Source organism: Haliea atlantica (assembly GCF_054779855.1).
The window spans coordinates 168,248-182,911 of the sequence record NZ_BAAGXL010000007.1 but is presented as its reverse complement, the minus strand read 5'-3'; the positions used below and the strand labels follow the sequence as shown (position 1 = coordinate 182,911).

At 65.6% G+C, this 14,664-nt stretch carries 11 protein-coding genes; 8 read left to right on the top strand and 3 right to left on the bottom strand.

What is annotated here, in order from left to right:
- Positions 1-254: 254 nt before the first annotated feature.
- Genes carA through ACYVGS_RS08730 form a run of 8 tightly spaced genes read left to right on the top strand, consistent with a single transcriptional unit; the run spans position 255 to position 11,065 of the window.
- Positions 255-1,397 (top strand): glutamine-hydrolyzing carbamoyl-phosphate synthase small subunit, encoded by a 1,143-nt coding sequence (carA, locus tag ACYVGS_RS08765; protein WP_460588297.1) that lies wholly within the window; start codon positions 255-257, stop codon positions 1,395-1,397.
- 6 nt (positions 1,398-1,403) lie between these two features.
- Entirely contained in the window at positions 1,404-4,625 is a 3,222-nt protein-coding gene (carB, locus tag ACYVGS_RS08760; protein WP_460588296.1) for a carbamoyl phosphate synthase large subunit, read from the top strand.
- A complete protein-coding gene (gene greA / locus ACYVGS_RS08755) occupies positions 4,622-5,098 on the top strand; it encodes a transcription elongation factor GreA (RefSeq protein ID WP_460588295.1) in 477 nt (158 codons plus the stop codon). The genes carB and greA overlap by 4 nt, the downstream gene beginning before the upstream one ends.
- Positions 5,099-5,104: 6 nt before the next feature.
- On the top strand, positions 5,105-5,887 hold the full coding sequence (locus tag ACYVGS_RS08750; protein ID WP_460588294.1) for a hypothetical protein: 783 nt from the start codon (positions 5,105-5,107) through the stop codon (positions 5,885-5,887).
- Positions 5,888-7,270 carry a hypothetical protein gene (locus tag ACYVGS_RS08745; RefSeq protein ID WP_460588293.1) on the top strand — a complete coding sequence of 461 codons (1,383 nt, stop codon included), beginning with the start codon at positions 5,888-5,890 and terminating at the stop codon, positions 7,268-7,270.
- Positions 7,267-8,241 (top strand): sterol desaturase family protein, encoded by a 975-nt coding sequence (locus ACYVGS_RS08740; RefSeq protein WP_460588292.1) that lies wholly within the window; start codon positions 7,267-7,269, stop codon positions 8,239-8,241. The genes ACYVGS_RS08745 and ACYVGS_RS08740 overlap by 4 nt, the downstream gene beginning before the upstream one ends.
- Positions 8,238-9,392, top strand: coding sequence for a glycosyltransferase family 4 protein (locus ACYVGS_RS08735; protein ID WP_460588291.1), 1,155 nt, complete (start codon positions 8,238-8,240; stop codon positions 9,390-9,392). The genes ACYVGS_RS08740 and ACYVGS_RS08735 overlap by 4 nt, the downstream gene beginning before the upstream one ends.
- Positions 9,389-11,065, top strand: coding sequence for a heparinase II/III domain-containing protein (locus tag ACYVGS_RS08730; protein WP_460588290.1), 1,677 nt, complete (start codon positions 9,389-9,391; stop codon positions 11,063-11,065). The genes ACYVGS_RS08735 and ACYVGS_RS08730 overlap by 4 nt, the downstream gene beginning before the upstream one ends.
- On the opposite strand, the gene ACYVGS_RS08725 is transcribed toward ACYVGS_RS08730, so the two are convergent.
- The 3 genes from ACYVGS_RS08725 to ACYVGS_RS08715 are packed head-to-tail and all read right to left on the bottom strand — an operon-like array spanning position 11,032 to position 14,634.
- The gene (locus ACYVGS_RS08725) at positions 11,032-12,528 is read right to left on the bottom strand and encodes an alkaline phosphatase family protein (RefSeq protein WP_460588289.1); all 1,497 of its coding nucleotides are present in this window, start codon (positions 12,526-12,528) and stop codon (positions 11,032-11,034) included. The two genes, ACYVGS_RS08730 and ACYVGS_RS08725, sit on opposite strands and share 34 nt — an antisense overlap.
- Entirely contained in the window at positions 12,525-13,673 is a 1,149-nt protein-coding gene (locus tag ACYVGS_RS08720) for a glycosyltransferase (RefSeq protein WP_460588288.1), read from the bottom strand. The genes ACYVGS_RS08725 and ACYVGS_RS08720 overlap by 4 nt, the downstream gene beginning before the upstream one ends.
- Complete coding sequence (locus tag ACYVGS_RS08715; protein ID WP_460588287.1) at positions 13,660-14,634, bottom strand: glycosyltransferase family 2 protein; 975 nt, start codon at positions 14,632-14,634, stop codon at positions 13,660-13,662. The genes ACYVGS_RS08720 and ACYVGS_RS08715 overlap by 14 nt, the downstream gene beginning before the upstream one ends.
- Positions 14,635-14,664 lie beyond the last annotated feature (30 nt).

Genomic DNA, 14,664 nt, shown 5'->3' with positions numbered 1-14,664 from the left:
CCGGGCGCCGAGGGCGCGCCGGGCGGAGTGAGGACCGGGAACTGGCAATCAAAGCGCAGACTTGCTGGACAGTTCCGGGGCGATCCCCTAAAATGCTTTGCCAGATTTCACAAGCCCGGCCCGCGCCTCCGGGCGCCTGTGTACCTGAGAGAAACCCGAGCTGATTCTATGAGAAAAAGCGAGATGTGGTCACCCCATCTCGCTTTTTTTCGGCGCCCGCAGCGAAGGTTCCATGCCGAAAGTTGGAGGTGTCCTTGTCCAGACCTGCCCTGTTAGCCCTAGCGGATGGGACGATATTCAGAGGCGTGGCCATCGGGGCGGATGGCGCCTCGGTCGGTGAGGTGGTGTTCAACACTGCCATGACCGGCTACCAGGAGATCCTCACCGATCCCTCCTATGCCCGCCAGATTGTCACCCTGACGTACCCGCACATCGGCAATACGGGCACTAATGCCGAGGACGAGGAGTCGGGGTCCGTCTGGGCCGCGGGCCTGGTCATCCGCGACCTGCCCCTGCTGGCCAGCAATTACCGCAATCAGCAGAGCCTGGAGGACTACCTCCGGGAACGCAATATCGTCGGTATCGCCGACATCGATACCCGGCGCCTGACCCGCATCCTGCGGGAAAAGGGTGCCCAGAATGCCTGCCTGATGGCGGGTGACGACCTCGACGAGGAGCAGGCCCTGACCCAGGCGCGTGCCTTCGCCGGCCTCAAGGGCATGGACCTGGCCAAGGTGGTCAGCGCATCGCAGTCCTACGAATGGCGCGAGGGTAGCTGGAGCATCGACGCGGGCTACCGGCACTTCCGCGACGAAGAGCTGAAGTGGCACGTGGTGGCCTACGACTATGGCGTCAAGCGCAATATTCTGCGCATGCTGGTGGATCGTGGCTGCCGCCTCACCGTGGTGCCCGCACAGACGCCGGCCAGCGAGGTGCTCGCCATGAACCCGGACGGCATCTTCCTCTCCAATGGCCCCGGCGACCCGGAGCCCTGCGACTATGCCATCGCCGCCATTCGCGAATTCCTGGAAACCGATATCCCGGTATTTGGTATCTGCCTGGGCCACCAGCTGCTCGGCCTGGCCAGCGGTGCCCGCACGATGAAGATGGGCCACGGCCACCACGGCGCCAACCACCCGGTGCAGAACCTGGATGACGGCACGGTGCTGATCACCAGCCAGAATCACGGTTTCGCGGTGGACGAGGCCAGCCTGCCCGAAACCCTGCGGGTGACACATAAATCCCTGTTTGACGGCACGCTGCAGGGCATTCACCGCAACGACCGGCCGGCCTTCAGTTTCCAGGGCCACCCCGAGGCCAGCCCGGGGCCCCACGACGCCGCGCCGCTGTTTGACCATTTCATCGAGCTGATTGCCGCCAGATCCGGGAGCCGCTGAACCGATATGCCCAAGAGAACCGATATACAGAGCATCCTGATCCTCGGTGCAGGCCCCATTGTCATCGGCCAGGCCTGCGAATTCGACTACTCCGGTGCCCAGGCCTGCAAGGCCCTGCGCGAGGAAGGCTACCGGGTGATCCTGGTGAACTCGAACCCGGCCACCATCATGACCGACCCGGCGATGGCCGACGCCACCTATATCGAGCCTATCGTCTGGCAGACCGTGGCGCGCATCATCGAGGAAGAGCGCCCGGACGCACTGCTGCCCACGATGGGCGGGCAGACTGCCCTCAACTGCGCCCTGGACCTGGACCGCGAAGGCGTGCTGGAAAAGTTTGGCGTGGAGATGATTGGCGCCACCAAGGAGGCCATCGACAAGGCCGAGGACCGCCACCTCTTCGACGAGGCGATGAAGCGCATCGGCCTGGAGACGCCCCGCGCGGCCCTGGCCCACAGCATGGAAGAGGCCTTCCAGGTCCTCGACCAGATCGGCTTCCCCTGCATTATCCGGCCCTCCTTCACCATGGGTGGCTCCGGCGGCGGCATCGCCTACAACCGCGACGAGTTCGAGCAGATCTGCACCCGCGGCCTGGATCTGTCGCCGACCAAGGAGCTGCTGATCGACGAGTCGCTGATCGGTTGGAAAGAGTACGAGATGGAGGTGGTCCGCGACAAAAAGGACAACTGCATCATCGTCTGTTCGATCGAGAACTTCGATCCCATGGGCGTGCACACCGGCGACTCGATCACGGTGGCCCCGGCGCAGACCCTGACCGACAAGGAATACCAGATCATGCGCAACGCCTCCCTGGCGGTGCTGCGCGAGATCGGCGTGGAAACCGGCGGCTCCAACGTACAGTTCGGTATCGACCCGAAGACCGGGCGCATGGTCATCATCGAGATGAACCCGCGGGTGTCGCGCTCCTCGGCCCTGGCCTCCAAGGCCACCGGCTTCCCGATTGCCAAGGTGGCCGCCAAGCTGGCGGTGGGCTATACCCTGGACGAGCTGCAGAACGACATTACCGGCGGCCGGACTCCGGCCTCCTTCGAGCCGGCCATCGACTACGTGGTCACCAAGATTCCGCGCTTTGCCTTCGAGAAGTTCAACGCCGCGGATCCGCGCCTGACCACCCAGATGAAGTCCGTCGGCGAGGTCATGGCCATCGGTCGCACCTTCCAGGAGTCGGTGCAGAAGGCCCTGCGCGGCCTGGAAGTGGGCTCCGACGGCTTCGAGCACAAGGTGGACCTGGACAGCGAAGACGCCCGGGAGATCCTGATCAAGGAGCTCACCATCCCCGGTCCCGACCGCATCTGGTTCATCGCCGACGCCCTGCGCTACGGCATGAGCGTGGACGAGGTCTACCAGTACTCCGGGGTCGACCCCTGGTACCTGGTGCAGCTGGAAGACCTGGTGCGCACGGAGAACAGTCTCAAGACCGTGTCCCTCAACGAGCTGGACCGCGACGCCATCTTCAAGCTCAAGCGCAAGGGCTTTTCCGACGCGCGCCTGGGTGTGCTGCTGGGTGTCAGCGAACGCAGTGTGCGCAAGCACCGCCAGTCCCTGGGTGTGCGCCCGGTGTACAAGCGCGTGGATACCTGTGCCGCGGAGTTCGCCACCGCCACCGCCTACCTCTACTCGACCTACGAGGAGGAGTGCGAGGCGCACCCGAGCGATCGCCAGAAGATCCTGGTGCTCGGGGGCGGCCCCAACCGCATCGGCCAGGGCATCGAGTTTGACTACTGCTGTGTGCACGCCTCCCTGGCGATGCGCGAAGATGGCTATGAAGCCATCATGGTCAACTGCAACCCGGAAACCGTGTCCACCGACTACGACACCTCCGATCGCCTCTACTTCGAGCCGGTCACTCTGGAGGACGTGCTCGAGATCATCGACCTGGAGAAGCCGGTCGGTGTGATCGTGCAGTTTGGTGGCCAGACACCGCTGAAGCTGGCGCGTGACCTCGAGGCCGCCGGTGTGCCGATCATCGGCACCAGCCCGGACGCCATCGACCGCGCCGAGGACCGCGAGCGCTTCCAGCAAATGATCCAGAAGCTGGGCCTCAAACAGCCCGCCAACACTACCGTGCGCAGCGTCGACGAGGCCCTGGAAGCGGCCAATCGCATCGGCTATCCGCTGGTAGTGCGTCCCTCCTACGTCCTCGGCGGCCGCGCCATGGAGATCGTCTATCGCGAGGAAGACCTGCTGCGCTACATGCGCGACGCAGTGCGCGTCTCCAATGAAGCACCGGTGCTGCTGGACTCCTTCCTGAGTGCGGCGATCGAGGTGGATATCGACGCCGTGTCCGACGGCGAACAGGTGGTGATCGGGGGCATCATGCAGCACATTGAGCAGGCCGGTGTTCACTCCGGTGACTCCGCCTGCTCCCTGCCACCCTACAACCTGGCCCCGGAGGTACAGGACGCCATGCGCGAAGAGGTGCGCCAGATGGCCCTGGAGCTGGGCGTCAAGGGCCTGATGAACGTGCAGCTGGCCTGGCAGGACAACGAGATCTACGTGATCGAGGTGAACCCCCGGGCCTCGCGTACCGTACCCTTCGTGTCCAAGTGCATCGGTGTCTCCCTGGCCAAGGTGGCGGCGCGCTGCATGGCCGGCCAGAGCCTCGCCGACCAGGGCTTCACCCGCGAAATCATTCCGGCTTACTATTCGGTCAAGGAAGCGGTGCTGCCCTTCAACAAGTTCCCCGGGGTCGACCCGATCCTGGGGCCGGAGATGCGCTCCACCGGCGAGGTCATGGGTACCGGCGACACCTTTGCCGGCGCCTTTGCCAAGGCCCAGCTGGGGGCCGGGGAGCCGCCGCCGCGCGGCGGCACCGCCCTGATGAGTGTCCGCGACGTGGACAAGCCCGGCGCGGTGCGCGTGGCCCGGGAGCTGGTCGCCATGGGCTTCAGTCTGGCGGCTACCCACGGCACCGCCGATGCCCTGGAAGCTGCCGGCCTGGAAGTCCGGCGCGTCAACAAGGTGCTGGAGGGCCGTCCGCACATCGTCGACATGATCAAGAACGATGAGGCCGACCTGATCATCAATACCACCGAGGGCCGGCGCGCGATTGCCGACTCGGCACCGATCCGTGCCAGTGCCGAGCAACACCGGGTGTTCTACACCACCACGCTGGCGGCCGCGGAGGCCATGTGCATGGCGCTCCAGCAAGGCTCGGACCAGACCGTGCGCCGCCTGCAGGATCTGCACAGGAGTATCGTGGCATGAGCAAGGTACCGATGACGCTACAGGGCGAGCGCGCCCTGCGGGAAGAGCTGGATCGTCTGAAGCGGGTGGAGCGTCCGCGCATCACCCAGGCGATCGCCGAGGCCCGGGAACACGGCGACCTGAAGGAAAATGCCGAGTACCACGCGGCCCGCGAGCAGCAGAGCTTCAACGAGGGGCGGATCAAGGACATCGAGGGCAAGCTGTCGAATGCCCAGGTCATTGATGTCACCACGCTGCCGCATACGGGCAAGGTGATATTCGGTACGACCGTCGACCTGCTCAACCTGGATACCGATGCCACGGTAACCTATCGCATCGTTGGCGACGACGAGGCGAATGTGAAGAACAACCTGATTTCGGTCAGTTCCCCCATTGCCCGTGCCCTGATCGGCAAGGAGGAGGGGGATATCGTGGTGGTCCGCGCCCCCGGGGGCGAGATCGAATACGAGATTGACCAGGTGCGCCACGTCTGAGGGCTTGTGGCGCTCACTGGAGCAAGCCCGACACTTCAACGCTGGCCGCTGCCGCTGGCGACGGCCTTTCTGTTTGTCCTCCTGCTGATACCGGCTCCGTCCGGTATCGCCCAGTCAGCCTCGCCTGAGGCGGGTCCGAGCGCGGAGCGACCTGTCACTCAGCGTCTCGCGGCCATGTGGCGCGCCTGGTTGGCCCCGCAGCCCTGGAACCAGGGCTCCATCAATGTCCACGGCGCGGGCGCCGAGCCCGGGCAGCACCTGACCCCCGTTGTGCTCCTCGGCGTGCTGACGCTGCTGCTGGGGCTGCCCGGCTATTGGCGCTGGGGTAGCCGCTTCCCGCTCGCCTGGATGCTGGTTTCCTGGCTTTTGCTGGATCTGGTCTGGCAGCGCCAGCTGCTCTGGCGGGGCCAGGATACCCGTGAGCAATTTGCCGGTCTGCCCGCGGCTGACCGTCCCGCGCAGGGGGACGACAGCTTCTTCTGGGCCGTCTCGCAGAAGACCAAAGCCCAGTTGCCCGCCGCGGGCGCACGTGTTTTCGTGGCCAGTGCGAACGATTTTGTCGGCATGCGCATGGCCTATTACCTGTACCCCCTGAATGTGTATTGGCGCCGGGGTGGTCCCGAGCTGCCGGGGCCATCACAGTTTCGTACGGGAGATTACATCCTGCTTGTCGAACCAACGGCGGTTCGTCCGCTGTCCGGCGGTGGCCGTCTGCGCTACGCCGGGGAGACCTCGCTGGTGCGCCCCGTGGCTCGCATGGCTGACGCAAGCCTTTACCAGGTGCGCTAGATGGAGTGGCTGCGACTGACACTGGCCCTGGGTTTGCCCGCGACACTGGGCCTCAGCCTTGCGGCGACATGGATTCCCGCGGCCCGGCGCCGGGCATGCCTGGTTGCCGGCTACGGACTGGTCATGACCCTGGTGTTGTGGCCGCTTGTTCTGCGCCTCTGCGCTGCGCTGGGAGCCGGACCGGGCTTCCACCTGCCACTGGTCTTCGCTCTGCTGCTGATAGTGGGACTACAGATCCGGCTCTGGCGTTCTACCCCCGTCACGCCTGCACCACGTGAGGTCAAGCCCCCGTTGTTCGCCGCTGGGTGGCTCCCGCGTGCCCTGTGTTTGCTGTTGCTGGCCCTGCTTTCCCTGCGCCTGTTTTCCCTGGCGCAGGAAGTCCTGTGGCGCCCGGTCTACCCCTGGGACGCCACCATGCACTGGGCTACCAAGGCCAGGGTCTGGTTCGAGCTGCAGGACTTTGTGCCCTTTGTGAGTAACGACGAGTGGCTGAGACGGGGCGGCGAGGGTGTCTTTACCGACCACCATCCGGGGTACCCGGTGACGGTGCCGCTCTGGCAATACTGGGTCAGCACCGCCCTGGGGCGCTGGGATCCCGCCCTGATCAACCTGCCCTGGTTGCTTTGCTATCTCGGCCTGGGCCTGGCGTTTATGGGGCAGGCCCGGGAGGCCGGTGCCTCGCGCGTGGAGTCCCTGGTATTCACCACCTTCCTGCTGACGCTGCCCCTGCTGAATACCCATGTGGCATTGGCCGGTTATGCCGACCTGTTTCTCGGCGCCTGCTACGGGCTCGCCTTGATGGCGCTCCACGCGGCCAGCCGCGGCGGGCAACGCTGGCAATGGCTGCTGGTTTTCCTGTTTGCCTGTGCCTGTCCCCTGATCAAGAACGAGGGCTTTTTCTGGATGCTGACACTGTTGCCGGGGTGCTGGGTCGCCTGGCGTCGGGATGCCACCAGTATCCTGCTTGCTATCCTGGGCGTCGCTGCCGCGGTACCGCTGGTCCTGTGGCTGTTTCCCGCGGATGTCAGTGTTGCCGGCCACTCCCTCAACAGTCTCGACCTCGCCTATCGACCCGGTTCCCTCGAGGGTATATTCACCAGTCTGCTGGTACTCGACAACTGGCATCTGACCTTCTGGTATTTTTGTCTGCTGTTGGTTCTGGTGATCTGGCGGCGGCCCGGTGTCCTCCAGGCCGCCGGGCCCGTGATGGCGGCTCTGGCCGCGGCCGGCATTCTGTTTCTCTGCCTGTTCACGGTGACAGAGTACGCCGTGGGTGCGGTGCGGCAGACGGCGGTGGGTCGTATCACCCTGCAGCTGGTGCCGGGGCTCCTCTTCCTGCTGCTTCTGCTGCATCTCCAGCTGCACCGGGATGAACCCGCATGAGCGCTCCGGTACCCGTTGCCACCCCCGCTATCGGCCAGCTGCGCAGCCTCTGGCTGGCCTGGTTTGTCGTCGGTGGCCTCTGCCTGATGCCGCTGTTGCTTCCCGACCGTGCCCTGTCGTCGCTGTTTGCCTGGCTGCCTTTGCTTTCCCATCATGTGCTTCCGGAAAAGGCGCTCTACTCACCCTTTGCCTACTGGTTGCTGTTCACCCTGGTCTGGTGGGTGCAGTCGAGCTGGCCGGCGGCTTCCTCGCCGTTTTTTTCGCGGGCCCTGCGCCAGGACCTGTTCTGGTATCTTGCCAGCATGGGCCTGCGGCTTCTGTTCCTGGGGGTTTGGGCCCAGGCTCTGGTCGCTTTCTATTCCACCCACCTCGGCTTTCTGACCCTGCCGGGGGTGGCGCACTGGCACCCCCTGGCCCAGTTTGCCCTGGGGGTCTTGCTGGCGGACTTCGCGCGCTGGCTGAGTCACCTCATTCGCCACAAGGTACCGCTATTCTGGGCTTTTCACGCGGTTCATCACTCCCAGCAGAACCTGAACCTTTTCACCGATGCCCGGGTGCACCCGCTTGACCGCATGGTGTCATCACTGATTACCAGTCTGGCCCTGGTGCTCACAGGGAATGATGCTCCGGCGGTGATTCTCTGGATGGTCTTTGAAACGGTGTACCCAAAGTTCTATCACGCCAATACCCGACTGGATTTTGGGCCGCTGCGCTTTCTGTTGGTAACACCGCAGTCACACCGGGTGCATCACGGTATTGAGCGGCGCTATCACGACTGCAATTTCGGCTTCATTTTCTCCTTCTGGGATCGACTGTTTGGCACCCAGTTTCGCGATCATCGGGTGTACCCGGCCACCGGCATTCCCGATACACGGTTCCCGCTGGAAGACCGGGAAGGGCACTCCGGCCCGTTGAAAACCCTGTGCAGTCAGTTGATTTACCCATTCTTCCGCTGGCGACGCTTGCCGTGAAAGTGGGCTTTCTGATTCAGCACTACCCACCCTATCTGGGCGGGGCGGAATGTCAGGCGCGGGATCTTGCTGAAGCCCTGGTTAGCCGCGGCCACACGGTGGAGGTGGCCACGACTCGCTGGGATCGGTCCGAGCCTCTTCGCGAAGCCCGACAGGGGGTTGGCATACGTCGCTGGCCGACACCGCGACTGCGCTGGCTCAGATTCCCCTGGAATCTTCTGACAGGCTTTGCCGCGGGCTGGTCGCTCAGCGGGCGTTGCCAGATTCTGCACGGCCACTGCCTGTCCGCGTTTGTGCTGGGCGGCCTGGTGGCCGCCCGCTGGCGCGGTTGCCCGGCGCTGGTCAAACCCTGCTCACTGGGTCCTGACGGTGATGTAGCGCGCATTCGCCGGCCCTGGATGCTCGGTCTGGCCTGGTGGATGGCGCGGTCGGCGCGGGGTTTTCTGGTGCAGACCCGGGCGGTGGGGGCCGAGTTGCAGGGAGAAGGGATTCCACAGGCGCGTATCCATAGGCTGCCATCGCTGTTTCCCCGCCTGGGGGCGGAATGTTCGGATAGCGCCCACCCGCTGTCGCCGCCGTCGGCGCAGGTGCTTTACGTCGGTCGCCTGCACCCCGGCAAGGGGCTGCACACCCTGATGGCGGCGTGGCCCGCCGTGGCTCGAAGTACCGGTTGGCGCTGGACGGTCGTCGGGGACGGCCCCATGCGACAGGAGATGCTGGACTGGATCGAACGGGAAGGGCTGCAGGACTCTGTGGCGTTGGTGGGTTATCAGCCGGATCCCACGCCCTGGTTCCGCAACGCGGAAGTGCTGGTATTTCCCTCGTACTCGGAATCCTTTGGCAATGTCCTGGTTGAGGCCCTGCAGGCGGGTTGCGGAGTGCTGACCACCCGGGTCGGTGTCGCCGCCGACTGGCCAGCGGAGGCGCCGGTTATCCGTCTGCCGTCAGCCGACCCGCGGGCCTGGGAGCAGGCACTGCGGGATTGGGCGGCGCAGCCGGAAACCCGGCGCCTGTCGCGCCGACGCGCAGCCCGTCAGTTTGCCCGCGCCCACCACCACCCCGACGGTGTGCTGTCCAGGCTGGAAGCGCTGTATCTCGGGCACATCGACGCGGCCGTGGGTGGCTCCGCGGGCCGTGGGGGCGCAGCGTGAAATTGCCGCTGCGCTGGGAGCGCTTATGGTGGCGCCTGCGCTATCTGCGGCCCACTCAGGTGTTGCAGCGTCTGCACTTGCGCCTGCGGCCCCCGGGGCAACTGGCCGCTGTCGATACGCCAGTCTGGCGGGTACCGCCCGGGCGCTACCTGGAGAGTGCTCCCATGCCCGCCCATTGTCGCGGCGGCGATCAGCTGGTGCTCCTGGGCAGTGAACTGGCGTGGACCGCCGGTTCGGCGTGGCCGGACCGGGTTCCGGGCAAGAAGCTCAGGATGGAGCTCAACACCTTCAATTGGCTCTGGAGCTGCGAGCCGGCGCTCGCCTCTGAGCGCCTGGAGGCCTGGATCGAAGCCCATAAAATACCCGGGGGGCCCGCATGGCACCCCTACATCACCTCCCAGCGCATTGCCAACTGGCTCAAGTGGAGTCTCCAGGGGGAGGTGCCGGGTGCCTCATTGCGGGAGAGCCTGGCGCAACAGCTGCGCTATCTCGAGCCGCGCCTGCAGTATGACGAGTGCGACCACAAGCTGATCAACAACGCCAAGGCGCTCCTGTTTGCGGGGCATGTGCTGGAGGATACCCGCTCCCATCGCTGGCGGCGGCTCGGTCTGCGTCTGTTGTCACGCTATCTGCCCCGCGTGCAGCATCCTGACGGCGGCTACCAGGGCCGCAGCCCGATGTACCACAATGCCCTGCTTCACGATCTGCTGGACATCATCAACCTGTTGCAGGCCTGTGGGCGCCCGCTGCCCGATGGGCTTCGTGAGCGCTGTCTGGCGGCGATGCGTTGGTCGCGGGCCCTGTGCCACGCCGATGGTCGCCCCGCGCTGTTCAACGACGCGGCACTGGACGTGGTAGCGAGTACCCCGGATCTGACTGACTACGCCCGGCGTCTCGGTCTGCTGACGGCGGACGCCGGTCGGGATACGCCCGGAAGTTGCTGGTTGCCGGATTCCGGATTTGGCCGCCTGTCCTGCGGCCCCGCCCTGCTGCTTGCCGATATGGGACCGCCGGGACCTGACCACGCCGCCTCGCACGGCCACGCAGGCGCCCTGGGCTTTGAGTTTTCCCTGGGCCAGCAGCGCGTGCTGGTGGACACCGGGCTGTCGACCTATGAAAGCCTCGCCGAGCGGGAATACGAGCGCAGTACGGCCGCCCACAACACACTGGTGGTGGACGCACACAATTCTTCGGATGTCTGGGGCCTGTTCAAGCTGGGCCGCCGCGCGAAAATCTCGGCGGCGGGGTTCCGCGAGCAGACCGGCCAAGCCAGGCTTTGGGCGGCACACGACGGTTATTCCCGTCTGCAGCCGGGGCTGCTGCACCGACGGGATTGGCAGCTCGAGGGCGGCCGTCTCTGCCTGGAAGACCGGGTGGAAGGGCGGGGCCAACACGAACTGGCACTGTACTTTCATCTGCACCCGGCTCTGTCTGCCCAGCTCACCGGTCCAGATGTTGCCCGCCTTGCCCTGCCCGATGGTCGGCGGCTGACACTGACGGTGGATCAAGGCCTGAATCTGGCCTTGCAGGCAGGTTACCGTGCCACCCACTTTGATCGGCGCCAGCCCTGCACCGTGATCCGCGCCAGCGGCGCTTTCTGTTTGCCGATTATCTTGCGCTGCCGGCTGGAGGGCTGGTCTCAGTCAGTGCCGGACCTCGGCCACAGGGAGTGACCTTCCCCCACCCGGGACACCGCCCCACAGGCCTGGCTGATGGTCGCGGCGATATCCAGCACGCTGCTGTCGCTGGGTAGCGGGCCGGAGCCAGGGGCGGTGCCATCGCGAAGTATCAACATGGCGTGCTGGTTGTGGGCACCGCTCCACAGGGGGGGATAGGTCACCTCCAGCCGCGACAGGCCGGGGCCGGTGACGGCTCGCAGGGGAAGCTGCTCGTTCCATTCGACCAGAAGGTCGGGCATGGCGCCGAGTTCGCCTCCCGGGTACAGATCGCGGGTTTTCAGGACACAGTTGACCAGGGGTTCTCCGCTATCCGCATTGCGCAGGGCGGCAAGCTGCTCCGCCAAGCGACCCAGGTAGGCGGGATAGTCGTCGGGCGAGACTTGGCCGCACTGCTCCCGCCCCTGGAGGTTGATGCGAACCCCGCCAATATTGTCATTGCTGCGGACCGGAAAGCAGCGACGCTGGCTGAAGTCCGCGTGCTGCAGGCGCTGGTCCAGTTGGTGGCCGGCACGCAGCAATTGCTGCCTGACGGCAACCGGCAGTCGGCGCCACAGCCAGGTCAGTCCTCGCCGCAGGGTGCCGGCACCCGGGGAGTCTGGCGGCTCCAGGTGAGCCAGCACTTGTCCCATCACCTCGGGGTGCACATGGCCAGGCCCCATGCCGGGCCCGATAAAGACCGCCAGGCTTGTGTCCCGGGGCAGCTGATCGAGAATTGCGCCCACGGCATCGTCGAGCGACCGGTAGACCCGGGCCAGCGGATCGCCGGGGTCGAAGGCGGGTATGCGGCGATCGCGCAGGTGCCACAGCTGGTGGCCGGCACAGTGGCCGGCACTCAGGCCGGCCACCAGCAGGTCCCACGGTTCTTCCGTCACGCGATTGAGAATCAGGTCGCGGCTGGCGGAGACGGCCGCTTCCAGTTGCTCGACCAGCGCAGTGCAGTCCAGTTCCTGACTGGCCTTGAAACGTTGCGTGATACAGGCACATTCCGCCGGTGAAAGCCCGGCTTCGTTCAGGCGCGCTTCCAGAGCTCGGGGTTCAATTTGCAATTCCTTCCGGTAGCCGAAGTGGCCGCGCCAATTGGCGATGTAACAGGCCTCGCGGCCGCTGGCGGGGGGTGCCTTGGGGGCGTCCAGAATCATCACTCGGCAACCCGCTTCGGCGAGCGCCTCCCAGAAGGCGGGAGCCTGGCTGCCGGTCTGGTGACTGGCCCCGAGGGTGTAGCCGCCGTCCTCGACCTGCTGGTGGTAGAAGCGTCCGTGTCGCTGTGGTGGCAGCCCGGTGTAGAGCGAGGGCCAGAGGGCGTTGGCGCCGATTCCGGGCAGCAGGCGGATATCGCCGTGCCGACCGGATGCGCAAAGCCCGGCCAGGCAGGGCAGTTGTCCGCTGGCAATACCGGCGCGCACGAGCTCAGGCTCCATGGCTTCCAGCAGTAACAGGCAGGTCCTGGGTGAACTCATTTGGCGCTTACCGCGGAACTCAGAATACGGCGGGCCAGCGTCAGCCACTCATCGCTTTGCGCGGAACTCGCCACCGCGTCCTCCATCTGTTGCTGCCGGGAGCCCTGAAAATACCTCTGGATTGCCGCGGCCATGGCCGCGGGATCTTCCGGCGGCACGATGAAGCCGGTCACGCCCTCTTCGACGGCATCCGGCAGGGCACCAGTCCGCGTTACCACCACGGGTCGACCGTGGCTGTGGGCCAGCTTCACCACCCCGGAACCCGTGGCCGACCGGTAGGGTAGCATCACCAGGTCGGCAGCGGCGAAGTAGTCACCCACCGCGCTCTCGGGGATATAGCGCTGCTCGAAGCGTACCCGGTCGCCAAGACCCAGGCGCGAGACCTCGGCCTGCCAGTGATCGGGGTTGCCCCAGATCTCGCCCGCGATCAGGAGTTGGCAGGGGGTGGAGGCGTCCAGGCGTGCCAGGGCCTCGAGCAGGGTGTCCAGGCCCTTGTAGGGCCGCACGAAGCCGAAGAAAAGCAGGGTGGGGCGCTCCGCCAGGGACAGGCGCAAACGCGCTGTCCCGCGCTCGGGTCTGTCCCTCGCGGTCACGGGATAGGCAGGGTGTGACAGGCACTGGACGGGCACCTTGCCCAGCATGTCAAACAGCGCCTCCTGCTCGCTCCGGGCGTGGACGATCCAGGCATCGCCGCGTCGCAAAACCAGGCGACTCAGGTACCATGCGAGGCGCCCGGCTTCGTGGCCCGCGGCGTTGTGCACCAGGAAGGTGATGTGTGCCTGGGGGCAGGTGCGCCGCGCGAAACCGACCAGCACCAGGACCATGGGCGCCCAGAACATGTGCCACCAGGGAATCACGATGTGCCGCGGTCGAGACTGTTTGATGGCGCGGGCGGCTCGCCACCAGGTGAGTGGCGAGAGTGGTGACAGCAGGCGCTGGGCGTCAGCTTCGTAGAGTGTCCGGTCTGCGGGTGCGCGGTCACCGTCGCCGGGGTAGAGCCAGCGGGGATACTGCTGCCGAAAGCCAATGAACAGGGTGGGAGCCAGGGCCCGCAGGGCCCGGTAAAGATAGGTCGTATGGCTGGCAATCCCGCCCTTGAAGGGCCAGCCCGGGCCTATCAGCACGACTCCTTCAGAGGTCGTCATGGTGACTGGGGGTCTCGGTGTCCTGCAGCTCCACGCGGCGAACCTTTTCCAGCGTCAGCTCCAGGATCTGCCGGTTCATGGCGATCAGGTCGGCGAGAATACCGGCCACGAAGAGCAGGAAACCCACCGTGGTGAGAACCCCGCCGAGCAGCAGGGACTGAATGTGACCCGCTCCGTCGCCGGCAAGGTAGTACAGGAGGAAGCGCAGGATCGGCAGCAGCCCCAGCAGGGCAAACAGGCCGCCGCTGAAGAAGAACAGTCGCGTAGGGCGATACATGGCATACATACGCAGCATCGTTACCAGCTGCCGACCGACAAAATGCGGCAGGTTGCGAAACAGTCGCGAGGGGCGTCGTGCGGGGTTGGTGGAGACGGGTACGCTGACCACACGCATCTGCCGGTGTGCCGCCTGAATGATCATCTCCACGGTATAGCTGAACTGGGAGAGGATGTTCAGGCGCAGGGCCGCTTCCCGCGAGATGGCACGAAAGCCCGAGACTGCATCCGGTGTGTCGATGCCCGACAGCGTGCGCACGGCATGGCTGCCGAGCCACTGAAGCCCGCGCTTGAGCAGATTGAACTCGGGGTTGCGCGCTGGCTGCCGGTCACCGATGACGATGTCCGCGCTGCCTGTCTGCAGCGGGGCAATCAGGCTGGCGATATCGGCTCCGCGGTACTGTCCGTCGCCGTCCAGGTTGACGATGATGTCGGCGCCCAGCTTGAGGGCCTGATCCAATCCAGTGCGAAAGGCCCGGCCGAGACCCTGGTTGTGGGTGTGCCGGACCACGTGCTCGACACCGTGTGCCCGTGCCACCGAGGCCGTGTCGTCACGGCTGCCGTCGTCGACCACCAGGACCCTGATGTCAGTGATGCCGGGCAGTGACCTGGGCAAGTCCGCCAGGGTCGCAGGCAGGGTGAGTGCCTCGTCGAGGCAGGGAATCTGGATCACCAGCCGGGTCATTGATGCCTCTCCTTGTTACCGCTATTCACG

Excerpts from the sequence above, each read along its gene's own strand:
- carB (WP_460588296.1), top strand. The coding sequence starts at position 1,404 with ATGCCCAAGAGAACCGATATACAGAGCATCCTGATCCTCGGTGCAGGC.
- greA (WP_460588295.1), top strand. The coding sequence starts at position 4,622 with ATGAGCAAGGTACCGATGACGCTACAGGGCGAGCGCGCCCTGCGGGAA.
- ACYVGS_RS08745 (WP_460588293.1), top strand. The coding sequence starts at position 5,888 with ATGGAGTGGCTGCGACTGACACTGGCCCTGGGTTTGCCCGCGACACTG.
- ACYVGS_RS08740 (WP_460588292.1), top strand. The coding sequence starts at position 7,267 with ATGAGCGCTCCGGTACCCGTTGCCACCCCCGCTATCGGCCAGCTGCGC.
- ACYVGS_RS08725 (WP_460588289.1), bottom strand. The coding sequence starts at position 12,528 with ATGAGTTCACCCAGGACCTGCCTGTTACTGCTGGAAGCCATGGAGCCT.
- ACYVGS_RS08720 (WP_460588288.1), bottom strand. The coding sequence starts at position 13,673 with ATGACGACCTCTGAAGGAGTCGTGCTGATAGGCCCGGGCTGGCCCTTC.
- ACYVGS_RS08715 (WP_460588287.1), bottom strand. The coding sequence starts at position 14,634 with ATGACCCGGCTGGTGATCCAGATTCCCTGCCTCGACGAGGCACTCACC.